Here is a 17,808-nt window from a genome sequence, read left to right on the forward strand (position 1 = left end):
AGCTGGCTCGCTCCCACATTGGTTCTGTGAACAACACAGATCAAATGTGGGAGCGAGCCTGCTCGCGAATGAAGTCGACCCGGTCTAGAGCCTTACACTGGCAAACGTCGACTCATTGCGCGCCTGGCTCAGTGCCGACAACGGCCCGGACAACGGCGACAGCACCAGCGCTTGCGGCAGCGGCATCATCGCCACTTGTTGTGTGGTGTTGGACCCTACGCGCTCGTCACGCGGTGGAATGCCGAAGTATTCGCGGTAGCACTTGGAGAAGTGCGGCGTGGACACGAAACCACAGACCGACGCCACTTCGATGATCGACATCGGCGTTTGCTTGAGCAATTGCCGCGCGCGGATCAAACGCAGCTTCAGGTAGTAACGCGACGGCGAACAGTGCAGGTATTTCTGGAATAACCGCTCGAGCTGACGACGGGACACCGCGACATAAACCGCCAGTTCGTCGAGGTCGATCGGCTCTTCGAGGTTGGCTTCCATCAACGCGACGATTTCCTGCAACTTCGGCTGGTTGGTGCCGAGCATGTGCTTGAGCGGCACACGCTGGTGATCCTGCTCGTTACGAATGCGCTCGTAGACAAACATTTCCGAGATCGCGGCGGACAGTTCACGCCCGTGATCACGGCTGATCAGGTGCAGCATCATGTCCAGCGGCGCGGTGCCGCCCGAGCTGGTGAAACGGTTACGGTCGAGGGTGAACAGACGGGTGCTCATGGCTACCCGTGGGAAAGCTTCCTGCATCGCCGCCAGGCATTCCCAGTGCACGCTGCAATCGAAACCGTCGAGCAGGCCGGCGCAGGCCAGGGCCCAGCTGCCGGTGCACACCGCGCCGAGGCGGCGGGACTGGCGGGCCTGGCTTTGCAGCCACGACACGTGTTCGCGGGTCACCGTGCGCTGGATGCCGATGCCACCGCAAACAATCACGGTGTCCATTGGCGGGGCTTTGTGCATTGAGGCGTCGGGGGTGATCTGCAAGCCGTCACTCGCCCAGACCTGACCGCCATCGACGGTGAGGGTGGTCCAGCGATACAGCTCGCGACCGGACAACTGGTTAGCCATGCGCAGGGGTTCCACTGCGGACGCCAGGGAAATCAGCGTGAAATTGTCCAGCAGCAGAAAGCCGATGGATTGAGGCGCACGGTTCTGGGGTTGGGCCCCGGAGTTGAACGTCGTCATCGCGGTATCTCCTCACACAAAGCGGGTGATGGCCTCAGGCGGAGGCTCTTTTTATGGCCATCGTTCTCGCTTGGGAGACGGGCTTTGTAATGACAGAGCAATTGCCATGCCTATTTTTGAATGCGCGTTCAATAACTCCTGAAAACGACGTCGGAATGTGTCTATATATGTCTTGCAAGGCAGGGGGATTTAAATGGCCATCAGGACTGGCAAGCGCCCCGGCCCACAAGCTGTGAGCAATTCGGTAGCACTTGTGGGAACGGCGTTGCGCCGTGATGGAAAGGAGTGTCACCGCAGGCACGGGTGACAAGCGGTCGAAGGCCGGTTGGCCCTCGATCAGTGGCAAGCCGATTTATCTGTGAGCGACGCGCTAAAAGGTGGCGCGTTTTCGAGCGGGTGTTCACTTAGCGCGCAGTTTTGACTGGTCTGGCGCTATCGCGAGCAAGCTCGCTCCCACAGGGATCGAGGTGATCACAATTTTTGTGACCGACGCAAAACCTGTGGGAGCGAGCTTGCTCGCGATGAAGGCGACTCGGTCTCAGCACTCCACCGCGCTAACCGCCAACCCACCCCGCGATGTCTCTTTATATTTGTCATGCATATCGGCACCGGTATCGCGCATGGTGCGGATCACCCGGTCCAGCGAAATAAAGTGCTGGCCATCACCGCGCAATGCCATTTGCGCCGCATTGATCGCCTTCACCGCGGCAATCGCGTTGCGCTCGATGCACGGCACCTGGACCAGTCCACCCACCGGGTCGCAGGTCAGGCCGAGGTTGTGCTCCAGACCGATCTCCGCCGCGTTGCACAGTTGCTCTGGTGTGGCGCCAAGAATTTCCGCCAGCCCGGCCGCCGCCATGGCGCAGGCCGAACCGACTTCGCCCTGACAGCCGACTTCGGCACCGGAGATCGAGGCGTTCTTCTTGCACAGGATTCCCACTGCCGCCGCACTGAGGAAGTAATCCACGACATTGGCGTCGGTCACCGCTTCGCTGAACTTCATGAAGTAGTGCAGTACCGCCGGAATGATCCCCGCCGCGCCGTTGGTCGGTGCCGTGACCATGCGCCCGCCGGCGGCGTTTTCTTCATTGACCGCCAGGGCGAACAGGTTGACCCACTCCATGGCGCTCAAGGTCGAGCCGATCACGTTGGGTTTGTTCAGTTCCTGCAGGCTACGGTGCAGCTTGGCCGCACGACGGCGCACGTTCAGCCCGCCGGGCAGGATGCCTTCGTGCTTCAGGCCTTGTTCGACGCAATCCTGCATGGCGCGCCAGAGCTTCATCAGGCCGCTGCGGATTTCGTCCTCGCTGCGCCACACCCTCTCGTTAGCCATCATTAACTCAGCCACGCGCAGCTTGTGCTTTTTGCACAGTTCCAGCAGCTCGGCCGCACTGGAAAAGTCATAAGGCAACACAGTGCGGTCGAGGTCGACGACACCGCTGGAGGCCTGAGCCTCATCGACGACAAAACCGCCGCCAACCGAATAGTAGGTGTCGCGATGCAACTCGCCATCATCACCCTCGACTATCAAGGTCATGGCGTTGGGATGGAATGGCAGGTTCTCGTCGATCAGGCGCATGTCCCGGGCCCAGATGAAGGGCACCGGCAAGCGATTGTCGAGCAGCAGCGTATCGCTCTCGCGCAGGGTGGCGATGCGGATGCCGATTTGCGACGGATCGATCGCATCCGGCCACTCGCCCATCAGGCCCATGATCACGGCATTGTCGCTGCCGTGGCCGATACCGGTGGCCGACAAAGAGCCGAACAGCTGGACTTCGACACGCCGTACCTGCTCGAGCAGCCCGCGCTCGCGCAGGCCCTGCACAAACAAAGCCGCCGCCCGCATGGGCCCCACGGTATGTGAACTGGAAGGGCCGATGCCGATTTTGAACAGGTCGAAAACACTGATAGCCATTACTGCCGAACTCCTGGATGGGCCCACTGCGCACGCAAAAGCGCACGCTGACGGAGCTGCTACGCTCAAGCTGCAATCCGCCGAGATGAGCGCATCATCAAGCTTTTATCCAGTTGTTCGACGTCTCTAACCGACGCACTCATGCCCACCAGCGCCGCGTGTCTTTTACGCCGTGTTTTCGCCGTTTTTTTGCGGTTCAGAGGGGAAAATCGGGCGGAAAAAATCTGTAAACGACGTCACCGACACTGGATGCGACCATCCCTGTACTGGATACGACGCACCCTGTAGGCGTCAGATTTTCACTGGTACATGATCATATCGACTCGATTGCAAGGCGACGTGGTAGAGCTGTCTCCAGAACGCCACCCAACCGCAACCTATAAGTGCGGTGGTCCAGTCGGAACACTGCCAAAAAAAACACCAAGGAGTCCATCCATGAAAGGTTCCCCGTCGTTGTTGTTGGCCGCCATGCTTAGTCTGCCGGTTCTGGCGCAAGCTGCAGAACCGGCGCAGTGCAGTACCGTAAACTTCTCCGATGTCGGCTGGACCGACATCACCGCGACTACCGCGACCACCAGCGTCGTGCTCAATGCCCTTGGCTACAAGACCAAGACCACCATGATTTCCGTGCCCGTGACCTACAAGTCCCTGGCCGACGGCAAGAACATGGACGTGTTCCTGGGCAACTGGATGCCGACCATGGAAAACGACATCAAGGCTTACCGCGATGCCGGCACCGTGGAGACCGTGCGTACCAACCTCAAGGGCGCCAAGTACACCCTCGCCGTCCCCCAGGCGCTGTACGACAAGGGCCTGCATGACTTCGCCGACATCGCCAAATTCAAGAAGGAACTCGATGGCAAGATCTACGGCATCGAGCCTGGCAACGACGGCAACCGCCTGATCCAGTCGATGATCGACAAGAACGCCTTCGGCCTCAAGGACGCCGGCTTCAAGGTCGTCGAGTCCAGCGAAGCCGGCATGCTGTCGCAGGTCGACCGCGCGCAGAAACGCGACACCGCCGTGGTGTTCCTCGGCTGGGCGCCGCACCCGATGAACAAGCGTTTCAAGATTCAATACCTGACCGGTGGTGATGACTTCTTCGGCCCGGACTTCGGTGCCGCCACCGTGGCGACCAACACCCGCAAGGGTTATGCGCAGGAGTGCAGCAACGTCGGCCAGTTGCTGAAGAACCTGGAGTTCACCGTCGACATGGAAAGTGAACTGATGGGCAACATCCTGGACGACAAGATGAAGCCTGACGCGGCCGCCAAGGCCTGGCTGAAAAAGAATCCACAGGTGCTCGATACCTGGCTCGCTGGCGTGACCACCATTGACGGTAAACCTGGCCTGGAGGCCGTGAAAGCCAAAGTGACGCCTTGAATTAGGGAGCATCGCTTATGCCGGACGGCCCACACCGTCCGGGCTGTTAATTACCTTGCATGCGGACGTTCACTACCATGCTGATTGATCAGAAAATACCCCTAGGCCAGTACATCGCGGGCTTTGTTGAATGGTTGACGCAACACGGCGCCAGCACCTTCGACGCAATCGCCGTGTCTCTGGAAACGATGATCCACGGCGTGACCTTTGCGCTGACCTGGTTCAACCCGCTGGCACTGATCGGCCTAATCGCACTACTGGCACATTTCATTCAACGTAAATGGGGTCTGACCGCGTTTGTCGTTGCCTCCTTTCTGCTGATCCTCAATCTGGGGTACTGGCAGGAAACCATGGAAACCCTCGCCCAGGTGATGTTCGCCACCCTGGTCTGCGTGGTCATCGGCGTGCCGCTGGGCATCGTCGCCGCGCACAAGCCGATGTTCTATACTTTAATGCGTCCGGTACTCGATCTGATGCAGACCGTACCGACTTTCGTGTACCTCATTCCTACCCTCACCCTCTTCGGGCTGGGTGTGGTCCCGGGCCTGATCTCCACGGTGGTGTTCGCGATTGCCGCGCCCATCCGCCTGACTTACCTGGGTATCCGCGATGTACCGGAAGAATTGATGGACGCCGGCAAGGCCTTTGGCTGCTCGCGCCGTCAGCTGCTCTCGCGGATCGAACTGCCCCACGCCATGCCAAGCATTGCGGCAGGCATCACCCAGTGCATCATGCTGTCCCTTTCGATGGTGGTGATCGCCGCACTGGTGGGCGCCGATGGCCTGGGCAAACCGGTGGTCAACGCACTGAACACTGCTGATATCGCCCTGGGCTTCGAAGCAGGCCTGGCGATCGTACTGCTGGCGATCATGCTCGACCGTATCTGCAAACAACCCGACGCCAAAGTAGGGGGTGACGCATGAGCATTATTCGCTTCGATAACGTTGACGTTATCTTCTCCAAGGATCCACGCGAGGCGCTCAAGCTGCTGGATCAGGGCATGACCCGTAACGAGATCCTGAAAAAGACCGGGCAGATTGTCGGCGTTGAAAAAGCCAGCCTGGATATCGAAAAAGGTGAAATCTGCGTACTGATGGGCCTGTCCGGCTCCGGCAAGTCCAGCCTGCTGCGCTGCATCAACGGCCTCAACACTGTCAGCCGTGGCAAGTTGTTCGTCGAGCACGAAGGCAAGCAGATCGACATCGCGTCCTGCAGCCCCGCCGAACTGAAAATGATGCGCACCAAGCGCATTGCGATGGTGTTCCAGAAGTTCGCCCTGATGCCCTGGCTGACCGTTCGCGAAAACATCAGCTTCGGCCTGGAAATGCAGGGTCGTCCCGAGAAAGAACGACGCAAACTGGTGGACGAAAAGCTTGAGCTGGTGGGCCTGGCCCAGTGGCGCAACAAGAAACCCGATGAGTTGTCCGGTGGTATGCAGCAACGCGTGGGCCTGGCCCGTGCCCTGGCGATGGACGCTGACATTCTGCTGATGGACGAACCGTTCTCGGCACTCGACCCGCTGATCCGTCAGGGCCTGCAAGACGAACTGCTGGAACTGCAACGCAAGCTGCACAAGACCATCGTCTTCGTGAGCCACGACCTTGATGAAGCGCTGAAACTCGGCAGCCGTATCGCGATCATGAAAGACGGCCGGATCATCCAGTACAGCAAGCCGGAAGAAATCGTCCTCAACCCTGCGGACGACTACGTGCGGACCTTCGTGGCTCACACCAACCCGCTGAACGTACTGTGCGGTCGCAGCCTGATGCGCACCCTGGACAACTGCAAACGTATCAACGGTTCGGTATGCCTGGATCCGGGCGGCGATTCGTGGCTGGACCTGGCCGAGGGCAACACCATCAAGGGCGCTCGCCAGAACGGGTCTGCCCTGGACTTGCAGAACTGGGTACCGGGTCAGGCCGTTGAAGGCCTGGGTCGTCGACCAACCCTGGTGGACTCGAACATCGGCATGCGCGATGCGCTGCAGATTCGTTATCAGACCGGCAACAAACTGGTGCTGCACGACAACAACAACAAGGTGGTGGGGATTCTCGGCGACAGCGAGCTGTATCACGCGCTGCTCGGCAAGAACCTGGGGTAAGGCAACAGAAACGAAAACGCCGCGAGAGATCGCGGCGTTTTTGTTTGAACCCATTGCTTGAATCACCGCCACCTCTGTAGGAGCTGGCTTGCCAGCGAAGGCGGCGCGTCAGACACACCGCGGTGGATCCTTCGCTGGCAAGCCAGCTCCTACAAGCTATGCGCTGCAACAGGTTTCGTTCACTCAGCTATAGACGCGGCCAAGGAGCTGCCGATGGCTTTCAAACTGATCGAGCACATCACGGGTGATCTGATCCTGGGTGAAGCCCATCAAGTCGTAGTCCTGGCTGCCGTTATGCAGATACACCTCGGCACGGTAGTAACGCTGACGCGCCTCATCGGACTGAGCCGATTCGGTCGGTGTGGCCAGGTACCCGTCCAGGCTGACTTCGTAGACGAAAGGATTGCCCTCTTCCATCTCGACCCGCACGCCCATGCAGCGCTTGGACTTGCCCAGCAGCGTCTGCACTTGCAGACCTCGAGCACGCATTTGCACCGTCGCATCTTCCAGCGCCGGGCTAACGTGCTTGTCCATGAAACGCTGCACGACCGACTGGTTCGGTTGCAGGTCCAGTTGGGTCAACCGCTCGCTGAAGCCACGACGACCGCGTGCCGCCAACTCGGCTTGTTCCTGTTCGATCTGCACATCCTGGCGCATGGCCTTGTGCAAGCCAAACATGAAGAACACCAGCACCACCGAGAACGGCAGACCGGCCAGCACCACCATGGTTTGCATGGCTTCGAAGTTGCCGGCGAACAGCAGGCCGATGGTCACCAGGGTGATCACCGCCGACCAGAAGATCCGCAGCCAGTGCGGTGCGTCTTCGTCGACATTGCCGCCCTTGCAGGACAGGTTGGCCATCATCACCGCGCCGGAATCCGCCGGGGTCAGGAACAGCACAAAACCGACAAAGATCGACACGCCGATCACCACTTTCGACGCCGGGTAATGCTCAAGCAACTGGTAGATCGCCATGGACGGCTGTTCCAGCGCCGTCTTCCCGAGCTCTACCGCCCCGTGGTTCATCACCAGGTCCAGGGCCGAGTTGCCGAAGATCGACAGCCACGCCAGAGTGAAGCCCAGCGGAATCAGCAGCACGCCGGCGACCAGCTCGCGCACCGTGCGACCACGGGAAATACGCGCGATGAACATGCCCACGAATGGCGCCCAGGAAATCCACCAGGCCCAGTAGAACAGGGTCCACAGGCCCAGCCAGCGGTCGGACTTCTCACTGTCGCCTTCGTACACATAGAGGTCGAAAGTCTTCAGCACCACGCCGTTCAGGTAGTCACCGACGTTCTGCACGAAGCCGTTGAGCAGATGCAGGGTCGGGCCAAACAACAGGACGAAAATCAGCAGGCCGCTGAACAGCACGATGTTGAGGTTGGACAGACGACGGATGCCGTTTTCCACGCCCGACACGGCAGCGATGGTCGCCACGGTGCTCATCACGATGATCACGATCAGCAGGTTGGTGTTGCTGTGCTCCATGCCGAACAGGTTTTCCAGCCCCGACGACACTTGCAGCGAACCAATCCCCAGATTGGTCACCAGACCCAGCAGGGTCACGAACATGCCAAAACCGTCCACCGCATGCCCGGCCGCGCCCTTGACCCAACGCTCGCCCACCAGCGGATACAGCGCCGAACGCAACGCCAACGGCTGGTTATGACGGTAAGCAAAATAGGCAACGGCCAGACCGACCAGTGCGTAAATCGCCCAGCCGTGCAGGCCCCAGTGCAGGAATGTCAGCTGAACGGCCTGACGGGCGGCAAGGTTGCTGCCGGCCACACCTTCCGGTGGGTTGAAGTAGTGGTCCAGCGGCTCGGAAGCACCGAAGTACAGCAACGAGATGCCGATACCCGACGAAAACAGCATCCCCGCCCAGGCGCCATAGCTGAAGTCCGGGGTGTCGTCCTTGCTGCCGAGCTTGAGTTTGCCGTAGGACGAAAACGCCAGGCCAACCACAAAAACCAGATAAGCGGCGATCACCACCATGTAGTACCAGCCGAAGCTGCGGGACAACCAGGCCTGGGCAATGCCGAGCATTCTGCCGGCCTCTTGCGGGGCGATGATCAGAATGGCGGTCAACAACAGAATCAACGCGGTAGAGGTGTAGAACACCCAACCGTTGACCGTCACCTTCTCGGGTGGGGTCTTTATTAGTGAGGCAGAACTCATGGCGCAGATGCTCCGGGCAGTGCGAGAGAAGAACGCAAGACAAACGGGTACCCGACCAATCGGTTAGTGGGCAGCCGACCGGCGGGTGATATAAAGACAGCCCGAAAAAAGCCCGAAACCCCTGGAGCGCCGCAGCGCGTAGGTTTCGAGCAGTTTCGGAAGTCGTTTTTTCCGTCGCTACATGTAGGAAAATTCTGTAGACAGCGACGATTTGTCGCAGATCTTATTCTTTGTTGATTGAACGTTCAATCAAAACAAAATAGACTGGCCTTCAACCCGGTAGCCGTCCTGCGTCCACCGGAAGGCCTAAGGAGATGTGCAAGATGCCCAAGGTCGGTATGCAACCCATCCGCCGCCAGCAATTGATCGAAGCCACTTTGCAGGCCGTCGATCGGGTCGGAATGGGGGACGCCAGCATTGCGCTGATCGCCCGCTTGGCCGGTGTCTCGAACGGCATCATCAGTCACTACTTTCAGGACAAGAATGGCCTGATCGCCGCCACCATGGGGCACCTGATGACGGTCCTGAGCGAGAGCGTCACCGCGCGCCGACAGGCGCTGAAAGATGACAGCCCCCGGGCGCATCTGCAGGTGATCATCGAAGGCAACTTCGACGCCAGCCAGGTCAATGGCCCGGCAATGAAAACCTGGCTGGCCTTCTGGGCCACCAGCATGCACCAGCCGTCTTTGCACAGGTTGCAGCGGATCAACGATCACCGTCTGTATTCCAACCTGTGCTGCCAGTTCCGCCGTGTGCTGCCGCTCAATGATGCGCGCAGTGCCGCCCGGGGCCTGGCAGCGTTGATCGACGGTTTGTGGTTGCGCGGCGCGCTGTCGGGAGATGCTTTCGACACTGAGCAGGCGCAACGGATCGCTTACGAATACATGGATACACAACTGGCCAAGCGGGTGAGTTAGAGCACACATAAACGCTCAACCACCGGACCGTGCCAACCACTTAATGCTCTTGCGAGGACTCTATGGCCCGTTTCGAACTGCAAAAACTCTACATCGATGGCGCTTACAGTGACGCCAGCAGCGACGCCACTTTCGAAGCCATCAACCCGGCTAACGGTGAAGTCCTCGCAACAGTACAACGTGCGACCAAGGAAGACGTCGAGCGCGCTGTGGTCAGTGCCGAAAAGGGCCAGAAAATCTGGGCTGCAATGACCGCGATGGAGCGTTCGCGCATCCTGCGTCGTGCCGTGGAAATCCTGCGCGAGCGCAACGACGAACTGGCCGCCCTGGAAACCCTGGACACCGGCAAGGCCTACTCCGAAACCCGCTACGTCGACATCGTCACCGGTGCTGACGTGCTGGAGTACTACGCTGGCCTGGTACCGGCCATCGAAGGCGAGCAGATCCCGCTGCGCACCACTTCGTTCGTCTACACCCGTCGCGAGCCGCTGGGCATCGTGGCCGGTATCGGCGCGTGGAACTACCCGATCCAGATCGCCCTGTGGAAATCCGCACCTGCCCTGGCGGCCGGTAACGCGATGATCTTCAAGCCAAGTGAAGTCACCTCGCTGACCACCCTGAAACTGGCCGAGATCTACACCGAAGCCGGCGTGCCAAACGGCGTGTTCAACGTCCTGACCGGCAGCGGCCGCGAAGTCGGCACCTGGCTGACCGAGCACCCGCGCATCGAGAAAGTCTCCTTCACCGGCGGCACCGATACCGGCAAGAAAGTCATGGCCAGCGCTTCGGCTTCGTCGCTCAAGGACGTGACCATGGAACTGGGCGGCAAATCCCCGCTGATCATCTGCGACGACGCCGACCTCGATCGCGCTGCCGACACCGCGATGATGGCCAACTTCTACAGCTCCGGCCAGGTCTGCACCAACGGCACTCGCGTGTTCGTACCGGCTCACCTGAAAACCGCTTTCGAAGCCAAAATCGTTGAGCGCGTTGCGCGCATCCGCGTCGGCAACCCGGAAGACGAAAACACCAACTTCGGCCCACTGGTCAGCTTCGCCCACATGGAAAGCGTGCTGGGCTACATCGCCAAGGGCAAGGAAGAAGGCGCCCGCGTCCTGTGCGGCGGCGAACGCCTGACCGACGGCGAATTCGCCAAGGGTGCGTTCGTGGCCCCGACCGTGTTCACCGACTGCACCGACGACATGACCATCGTGCGTGAAGAAATCTTTGGCCCGGTGATGGCGATCCTCACCTACGAAACCGAAGAAGAAGTGATCCGTCGCGCCAACGACACCGACTTCGGCCTGGCCGCCGGTATCGTCACCCGCGACCTGAACCGCGCGCACCGCGTGATTCATCAACTGGAAGCCGGTATCTGCTGGATCAACGCCTGGGGCGAGTCCGACGCGAAGATGCCGGTTGGCGGCTACAAGCAGTCGGGTGTCGGCCGTGAGAACGGCATCAGCTCGCTGAACAACTTCACCCGCATCAAATCGGTACAGGTCGAGCTGGGCGATTACGTCTCGGTGTTCTAACCCCGAGTCTTGTATTGCCTGCGAGGCCCCCTTCGCGGGCAAGCCCGCTCCTACAAAGGGCAGCGCATGACCTGTAGGAACTGGCTTGCCAGCGAATCGAGTGCGCAGCACTCGTCAGGCCTGACCTGACCAACTTCAAAGAGGGTGCATTCAATGTCCCAAGAATTCGACTACATCATCATCGGTGCCGGCTCGGCCGGTAACACCCTGGCGACCCGTCTGACCGAAGACGCCGGCGTCACCGTCCTGCTGCTCGAAGCGGGCGGCCCGGACTACCGCATGGATTTCCGCACGCAGATGCCGGCCGCCCTGGCGTTCCCGCTGCAAGGCCGTCGCTACAACTGGGCCTACGAAACCGATCCTGAGCCGCACATGGACGGTCGCCGCATGGAATGCGGTCGCGGCAAGGGTCTGGGCGGTTCCTCGCTGATCAACGGCATGTGCTACATCCGCGGCAACGCCATGGACTACGACGGCTGGGCGAAACTGCCAGGCCTGGAAGACTGGTCGTACCTGGACTGCCTGCCGTATTTCCGTAAAGCGGAAACCCGTGACATCGGCCCGAACGACTACCACGGTGGCGACGGCCCGGTCAGCGTGACCACGCCTAAAGCCGGCAACAACCCGCTGTTCCACGCCATGGTGGAAGCGGGCGTGCAGGCCGGTTACCCGCGTACCGAAGACCTCAACGGCTACCAACAGGAAGGCTTCGGCCCGATGGACCGCACCGTGACGCCCAAGGGTCGTCGTGCCTCCACCGCCCGCGGCTACCTGGACGTCGCCAAGAAGCGTTCGACCCTGACCATCGTCACCCACGCCCTGACCGACAAGATCCTGTTCGAAGGCAAGCGTGCGGTCGGCGTGCGTTACCTGGTCGGCGCCGCTGAAGAGCGAGTTGAAGTCAAAGCGCGCAAGGAAGTGCTGCTGTGCTCCGGCGCCATCGCTTCGCCGCAGATCCTGCAACGCTCCGGCGTCGGCCCGGCCGAGTTGCTGAACAAGCTCGACATTCCAGTGGTCCACGACCTGCCGGGTGTCGGTGAAAACCTGCAGGATCACCTTGAGTTGTACCTGCAATACGCTTGCACCCAACCGGTTTCGCTGTACCCGTCGCTGCTCCTGCACAACCAGCCAGCCATCGGTGCCGAATGGCTGTTCAACGGCACCGGCATCGGCGCCAGCAACCAGTTCGAAGCCGGCGGTTTCATCCGCACCCGTCCGGAATTCGAATGGCCGAACATCCAGTACCACTTCCTGCCGGTGGCGATTAACTACAACGGCAGCAACGGTGTGAAAGAGCACGGTTTCCAGGCGCACATGGGCTCCATGCGTTCGCCAAGCCGTGGTCGCATCCAGGCCAAGTCCAAGGACCCGCGCCAGTACCCGAGCATCCTGTTCAACTACATGGCCACCGAGCAGGACTGGCAGGAATTCCGCGACGGCATCCGCCTGACCCGTGAAATCATGCAGCAGCCTGCGCTGGACGCCTTCCGTGGCCGCGAGATCAGCCCGGGCATCGACGTGCAAAGCGACGAGCAGCTGGACAAGTTCATCCGCGAGCACGCCGAAACCGCGTTCCACCCGTCCTGCTCGTGCAAGATGGGCACCGACGAGATGGCCGTGGTCGATAGCGAAGGTCGCGTGCATGGCATGCAAGGCCTGCGTGTGGTCGATGCCTCGATCATGCCGATCATCACCACCGGTAACCTCAACGCACCCACGATCATGATGGCCGAGAAAATCGCCGACAAGATCCGTGGCCGCAAGCCGTTGCCGCGCAGCACCGCCACTTACTACGTGGCGGGTGAAGCACCGGTGAAGGGCAAGCCGGTGCGGGAAGTGAGCCAGACGGCGTAAGGCGGCAGACCGCGTCGAACCCATCGCGAGCAAGCTCGCTCCCACAGGTCCACGGTTGGATTGCAGATTTGTGATCCAACCGTGGACCTGTGGGAGCGAGCTTGCTCGCGATGGCACCCGATCAAACAACACACAGCTCCCAGTAATCCCCCTTCCACAGATCCAAACTTGATCCTCCCCCCTCGCAGGCCTAATCTAGCGCCACGCAATCGTTCCCCCCCTCGCAGCACCGCTCCATCGCCACTCCATACCCAGGAGGTTCACGAATGTTCGATTTCCATCCCCAGCTCAAGCAGCGCTTCGCCGCCTTGCGCACGGGTGCCGAATTCTTTTCCCTGCGTTATGTGCGCGAATCCGGGCAGTACCTGTCGGTGCGCAAGAACGTCGCCGAACCGCCGAGCCTGAGCCGTGACGAAGGGGCGATGCTGACCGTGCGGGTCAATGGCGTCGAGGCCTATGCGGCGACCAACGACCTGTCGCAACAAGGCCTGCAAGCCGCCCTCGAACGCGCCGAACTCCAGGCCCGCCGACTCAAGCCCCACGCCTTGCTGGACCTGCGTGAACAGGCTGTTTCCAGCGACCGCGCCGATTACTTTTCGCCCAACCTCGACCAGGCCTTCCCGTCCCTGAGCGACTGCTACCAACTGCTCGGTACCGAGTCGGCTGCCGTGCCCAAGGACGAACGCTTGGTAAACTGGCAGGTCAGCCTCGGCATCACCCACGTCGAGCAGATTTACCTCAACAGCGCCGGTGCCGAACTGCGCCAGGCCCAACGCTTTGTCTACCCTGGCCTGGACGTCACGGCCTACGACGGCAACGACAGCCAGACCCGCAGCCTTGGCCGCGAGAATTTCGGCCAGCAAGGCGCGGCGGACGTCATCAGCCGCTGCGGCCTGATCGGTGCCGGTGCCCAGGTGGCCGATCAGGCCCTGCAATTGCTCCTGGCGCCGAACACCCCGCAAGGCAAGCGCGACCTGCTGCTGATGCCCGATCAGATGATGCTGCAAATCCACGAGTCCATCGGCCACCCGCTGGAGCTGGACCGCATCCTCGGCGACGAGCGCAATTACGCCGGCACCAGTTTCGTCAAAGCCAGTGATTTCGGCCGCCTGCAATACGGTTCCGGCCTGCTCAACGTGACCTTCGACCCGGACATCCCCGAGGAGCTCGCCAGTTACGGCCATGACGACGACGGCACGCCCGCCAGTAAACAGTTCCTGATCCGTGAAGGCCTGTTGCTGCGCCCGCTGGGTGGTGCGTTGTCACAATTCCGTGCCGGCATGGACGGCGTCGCCAACAGCCGTGCCTGCGGCTGGAACCGCCCGCCCATCGACCGCATGGCCAACCTCAACATCGAGCCTGGCGATCAGTCCATCGAACGGCTGATCGGCGGTATCGAACACGGCGTGCTGATGTCGACCAACCGTTCATGGTCGATCGACGATGCGCGCAACAAATTCCAGTTCGGTTGCGAATGGGGCCAAATTATCGAATACGGCGAACTCAAGGGCGTGGTCAAGAACCCCAATTACCGGGGCATCTCCGCGCAATTCTGGAAGAGCCTCAGCGCCGTCGGCGATGCCAGTACCTTCAAGGTCCTCGGCACACCGAACTGCGGCAAGGGTGAACCGAACCAGGTGATCCGCGTCGGTCACGCATCACCGGCCTGCGTGTTCAGCAACGTTGATGTATTCGGAGGAGACGCCTGATGAATCCTTCAAACAGCCAGTCCGCGTCGTTCAAGGCACTGGTCAACAGCCTGCGTGAAGCGCTTCACGAGCCTGAGCAGTTCACCCTCAGCTACGCCGCCGAGTCGTCGGCCTTCGTACGTTTCAACCACGCCAAGGTGCGTCAGGCCGGTCAGGTGCAGCAGGCGAGTATCGGACTGAAGCTGATCAACGAAGGCCGCCATGCCGACCTGCACATCACCCTGGCCGGCGATCCGCAGGTGGATGCGCAGCGCCTGAGCGAAGGTCTGCAACAGTTGCGTGAAACCCTGCCACTGTTGCCTGCGGACCCTTACTTGCTGCTCAACCACAACGGCTGGCAGAGCGACAACGTGCAGTCGCACCCGCTGCCGGACACCGAGCAGGTCGTCGCGCAAATCACCCAGGCCGCCGAAGGCCTGGATCTGGTCGGATTCTATGCTGCAGGGCCTATCAGTCGTGGCTTTGCCAGTTCTTCGGGCGCCTTCGGCTGGCATCAGGCCAACAGTTTCAATTTCGACTTCAGCCTGTTCCACGAGAATGGCCAGGCCGTGAAAGCCAGCTACGCCGGGCACGACTGGAGCAGCGAAGGCTTTACCAAACGCTTCCAGCAAGCCCGCGAGCAGCTTGAGTTTCTGGGTCGGCCGCTGCGCACCCTGGCGCCCGGCCAGTACCGCGCCTACCTGGCACCGGCGGCGCTGGAAGAAATCATGGGCATGCTGTGCTGGGGTGGTTTCTCGGCACAGTCGATTGCCAGCAAAAGCAGCCCGCTGCAAAAGCTCTACGGGGGTGACAGCGCGTTCAGCCCGCTGGTCTCGCTGGATGAAAAAGTCAGCGGCTCGCTGAGCCCGGCGTTTTCCGATGAGGGTTATCCGCGCAGCGACCTTAAGTTGATCGTCGACGGCAAGACCGGGGCGCAACTGGTCGGCTCGCGCAGCGCCGCTGAATACGGTTTGACTGCCAATGGCGCCAGCGGCGGTGAATCACCGAGCGCACTGAACATGAAAGCCGGGGCATTGCCTGACGCGGACATCCTCAAGCAATTGGGCACGGGGTTGTACATCAGCAACCTGTGGTACCTGAACTTCTCGGATCAACCAGCTGCACGCCTGACCGGCATGACCCGCTTTGCCACGTTCTGGGTCGAGAACGGCGAGATCCAGGCACCGGTCAGCACCATGCGTTTTGATGACAGCGCTTTCAGCCTGCTCGGTTCGCAGCTGGAAGCATTGACCGAAGAGCGGGAGTTGTTGCTATCGGCCAGTACCTACAGCCAGCGGGCGACGGCTTCGGCGTTGTTGCCTGGGGCGCTGGTCAGCCGACTAACTTTGACACTGTAAACACGCCTACCCCTGTAGGAGCGAGCCTGCTCGCGATGGTCGTGAACGATGACGCGTGCTGCCTGGAAAAACGCAGCGCCTTCACATTCATCGCGAGCAGGCTCGCTCCTGCAGGAACGGAGTAAAGCTCACACTGACAAGAGGTCCCATGCCCAACCGCCCACCTCTCGACGCTGTCACCGCCCGCTGGGTGCCGTGGGTCGTCGCCATCGCCTTCTTCATGCAGTCCCTCGACGGGACGATTCTCAACACTGCCCTGCCAGCCATGGCCCGCGACTTGGCCGAAGACCCATTGCGCATGCAGGGCGTGATCATCGCCTACATGCTCACGGTCGCGTTGCTGATCCCGGCTTCGGGCTGGATCGCCGATCGCTTCGGCACCCGAAAGATCTTCTTCAGCGCGATTCTGTTGTTCAGCTTCGGTTCGCTGCTCTGCGCGCTGTCGAGCAGCTTGAGCATGCTGATCGGTGCCCGGGTGATCCAGGGCCTGGGTGGCGCGTTGATGTTGCCGGTCGGGCGGCTGGTAGTGTTGCGCGCCTACCCGCGTTCGGAACTGGTGCGGATCATGGGTTTCATCACCATTCCCGGGTTGCTCGGCCCCTTGATCGGTCCGACCATGGGCGGCTGGATGGTGCAATACCTGACCTGGCACTGGATCTTCCTGATCAACCTGCCCGTCGGCGTCGTCGGTTGCTACGCCGTGTGGAAATTCATCCCCGACCTTCGCGGTACCGAGCGCACCCGTTTCGATAGCCTGGGTTTCGTGCTGTTCGGCGCGGCGATGATTTTGATCACCATCGCCATGGAAGGCCTGGGCGAGCTGCACCTGCCGCATTTGCGGGTAATGTTGCTGCTGTTCGGCGGCATGGCTTGCCTGGCAGCGTATTGGCTGCGTGCCGGGCACATCGAGAACCCGCTGTTCGCGCCGTCGCTGTTCAAGACCCGGACCTTTGCCGTGGGCATTATCGGCAACCTGTTCGCCCGTCTCGGCAGCGGCGCCCTGCCCTTTCTGGTGCCATTGCTGCTGCAAGTGGCGCTGGGCTATTCGCCGTCCCAGGCCGGGATGAGCATGCTGCCGCTTGCGGCGGCGGCGATGATCGCCAAGTGGGTCGCGCGGCCGCTGATCGAGCGTTTGGGTTATCGCATCGTGCTCACCGGCAACACCCTGGCGCTGGGGATCATGCTGGCGAGCATGGGCCTGGTCAGCGAGCAGACGCCGTACTGGCTGCTGCTGTGCCTGCTGGCGATCCTCGGGGCGATCAACTCCTTGCAGTTCACCGCGATGAACACCGTGACCCTGATCGACCTCGACGACGCCAGCGCCAGCAGCGGCAACAGTTTGTTGTCGGTGGTCGCACAGTTGTCCCTGAGCCTGGGCGTTGCGTGCGCCGGTGCGTTGCTCGGTGGCTTTACCGCGGAGATTGGAAACGACGGCGTGCAGACAGTTCTGGGCGCGTTTCAACTGACGTTTGTGACGGTGGGAATCATGGCAATGCTGGCCGCGACGATCTTTTCCCAGCTGTCACGGAATGACGGACGGCGTGTTAAGCGTCCGGAACAACACATAGAGCCTTAGTTTCCGGACGATAAGTGCCTGCGCTCGACCATGCTGCGTTGAAAACAGACTCGAAATGCTCATTGGCTAAAGCCAACTCCGCTTTCTCGCCTGTTTTCGCCTTGCCTGGTCA

At 60.9% G+C, this 17,808-nt stretch carries 12 protein-coding genes; 9 read left to right on the top strand and 3 right to left on the bottom strand.

Going from position 1 to position 17,808, the window contains the following annotated elements; translation table 11 throughout:
• Positions 1 to 84: 84 nt before the first annotated feature.
• Positions 85 to 1,188 carry a GlxA family transcriptional regulator gene (locus tag C8K63_RS12465; protein WP_007975492.1) on the bottom strand — a complete coding sequence of 368 codons (1,104 nt, stop codon included), beginning with the start codon at positions 1,186 to 1,188 and terminating at the stop codon, positions 85 to 87.
• 538 nt (positions 1,189 to 1,726) lie between these two features.
• Positions 1,727 to 3,103 (bottom strand): L-serine ammonia-lyase, encoded by a 1,377-nt coding sequence (locus C8K63_RS12470; RefSeq protein ID WP_108216983.1) that lies wholly within the window; start codon positions 3,101 to 3,103, stop codon positions 1,727 to 1,729.
• A gap of 435 nt (positions 3,104 to 3,538) precedes the next feature.
• Here C8K63_RS12470 and C8K63_RS12475 point away from each other — a divergent pair, with 435 nt between their 5' ends.
• The 3 genes from C8K63_RS12475 (at position 3,539) to choV (ending at position 6,587) form a co-directional block, all read left to right on the top strand.
• Entirely contained in the window at positions 3,539 to 4,486 is a 948-nt protein-coding gene (locus C8K63_RS12475) for a choline ABC transporter substrate-binding protein (RefSeq protein WP_108216984.1), read from the top strand.
• A 77-nt stretch (positions 4,487 to 4,563) separates the two neighbouring features.
• Entirely contained in the window at positions 4,564 to 5,409 is an 846-nt protein-coding gene (choW, locus tag C8K63_RS12480; RefSeq protein WP_108216985.1) for a choline ABC transporter permease subunit, read from the top strand.
• Positions 5,406 to 6,587 (top strand): choline ABC transporter ATP-binding protein, encoded by a 1,182-nt coding sequence (gene choV / locus C8K63_RS12485; RefSeq protein WP_108216986.1) that lies wholly within the window; start codon positions 5,406 to 5,408, stop codon positions 6,585 to 6,587. Before choW ends, choV begins: the two co-directional genes overlap by 4 nt.
• 183 nt (positions 6,588 to 6,770) lie before the next feature.
• Here the strand turns inward: choV and C8K63_RS12490 are convergent, their stop codons facing one another.
• Positions 6,771 to 8,711, bottom strand: a complete 1,941-nt coding sequence (locus C8K63_RS12490) for a BCCT family transporter (RefSeq protein WP_223531498.1) — start codon at positions 8,709 to 8,711, stop codon at positions 6,771 to 6,773.
• A gap of 380 nt (positions 8,712 to 9,091) precedes the next feature.
• On the opposite strand from C8K63_RS12490, the gene betI reads away from it, so the two are divergent.
• From betI to mdtD, 6 genes are all read left to right on the top strand, one after another.
• Entirely contained in the window at positions 9,092 to 9,685 is a 594-nt protein-coding gene (gene betI, locus C8K63_RS12500; protein WP_108216988.1) for a transcriptional regulator BetI, read from the top strand.
• A gap of 62 nt (positions 9,686 to 9,747) precedes the next feature.
• Complete coding sequence (gene betB, locus C8K63_RS12505) at positions 9,748 to 11,220, top strand: betaine-aldehyde dehydrogenase (RefSeq protein WP_108216989.1); 1,473 nt, start codon at positions 9,748 to 9,750, stop codon at positions 11,218 to 11,220.
• A 153-nt stretch (positions 11,221 to 11,373) separates the two neighbouring features.
• Positions 11,374 to 13,074 carry a choline dehydrogenase gene (betA, locus tag C8K63_RS12510; RefSeq protein ID WP_108216990.1) on the top strand — a complete coding sequence of 567 codons (1,701 nt, stop codon included), beginning with the start codon at positions 11,374 to 11,376 and terminating at the stop codon, positions 13,072 to 13,074.
• 266 nt (positions 13,075 to 13,340) lie between these two features.
• Positions 13,341 to 14,783, top strand: a complete 1,443-nt coding sequence (locus C8K63_RS12515; RefSeq protein WP_108216991.1) for a TldD/PmbA family protein — start codon at positions 13,341 to 13,343, stop codon at positions 14,781 to 14,783.
• Entirely contained in the window at positions 14,783 to 16,120 is a 1,338-nt protein-coding gene (locus C8K63_RS12520) for a TldD/PmbA family protein (RefSeq protein WP_108216992.1), read from the top strand. Before C8K63_RS12515 ends, C8K63_RS12520 begins: the two co-directional genes overlap by 1 nt.
• A gap of 148 nt (positions 16,121 to 16,268) precedes the next feature.
• Positions 16,269 to 17,696: a multidrug transporter subunit MdtD gene (mdtD, locus tag C8K63_RS12525; RefSeq protein WP_108216993.1), complete on the top strand. Its 1,428-nt coding sequence runs from the start codon at positions 16,269 to 16,271 to the stop codon at positions 17,694 to 17,696.
• Positions 17,697 to 17,808: the final 112 nt, after the last annotated feature.

The sequence above is a fragment of the Pseudomonas sp. GV085 genome, assembly GCF_003050925.1.
Classification (GTDB): Bacteria; Pseudomonadota; Gammaproteobacteria; order Pseudomonadales; family Pseudomonadaceae; genus Aquipseudomonas.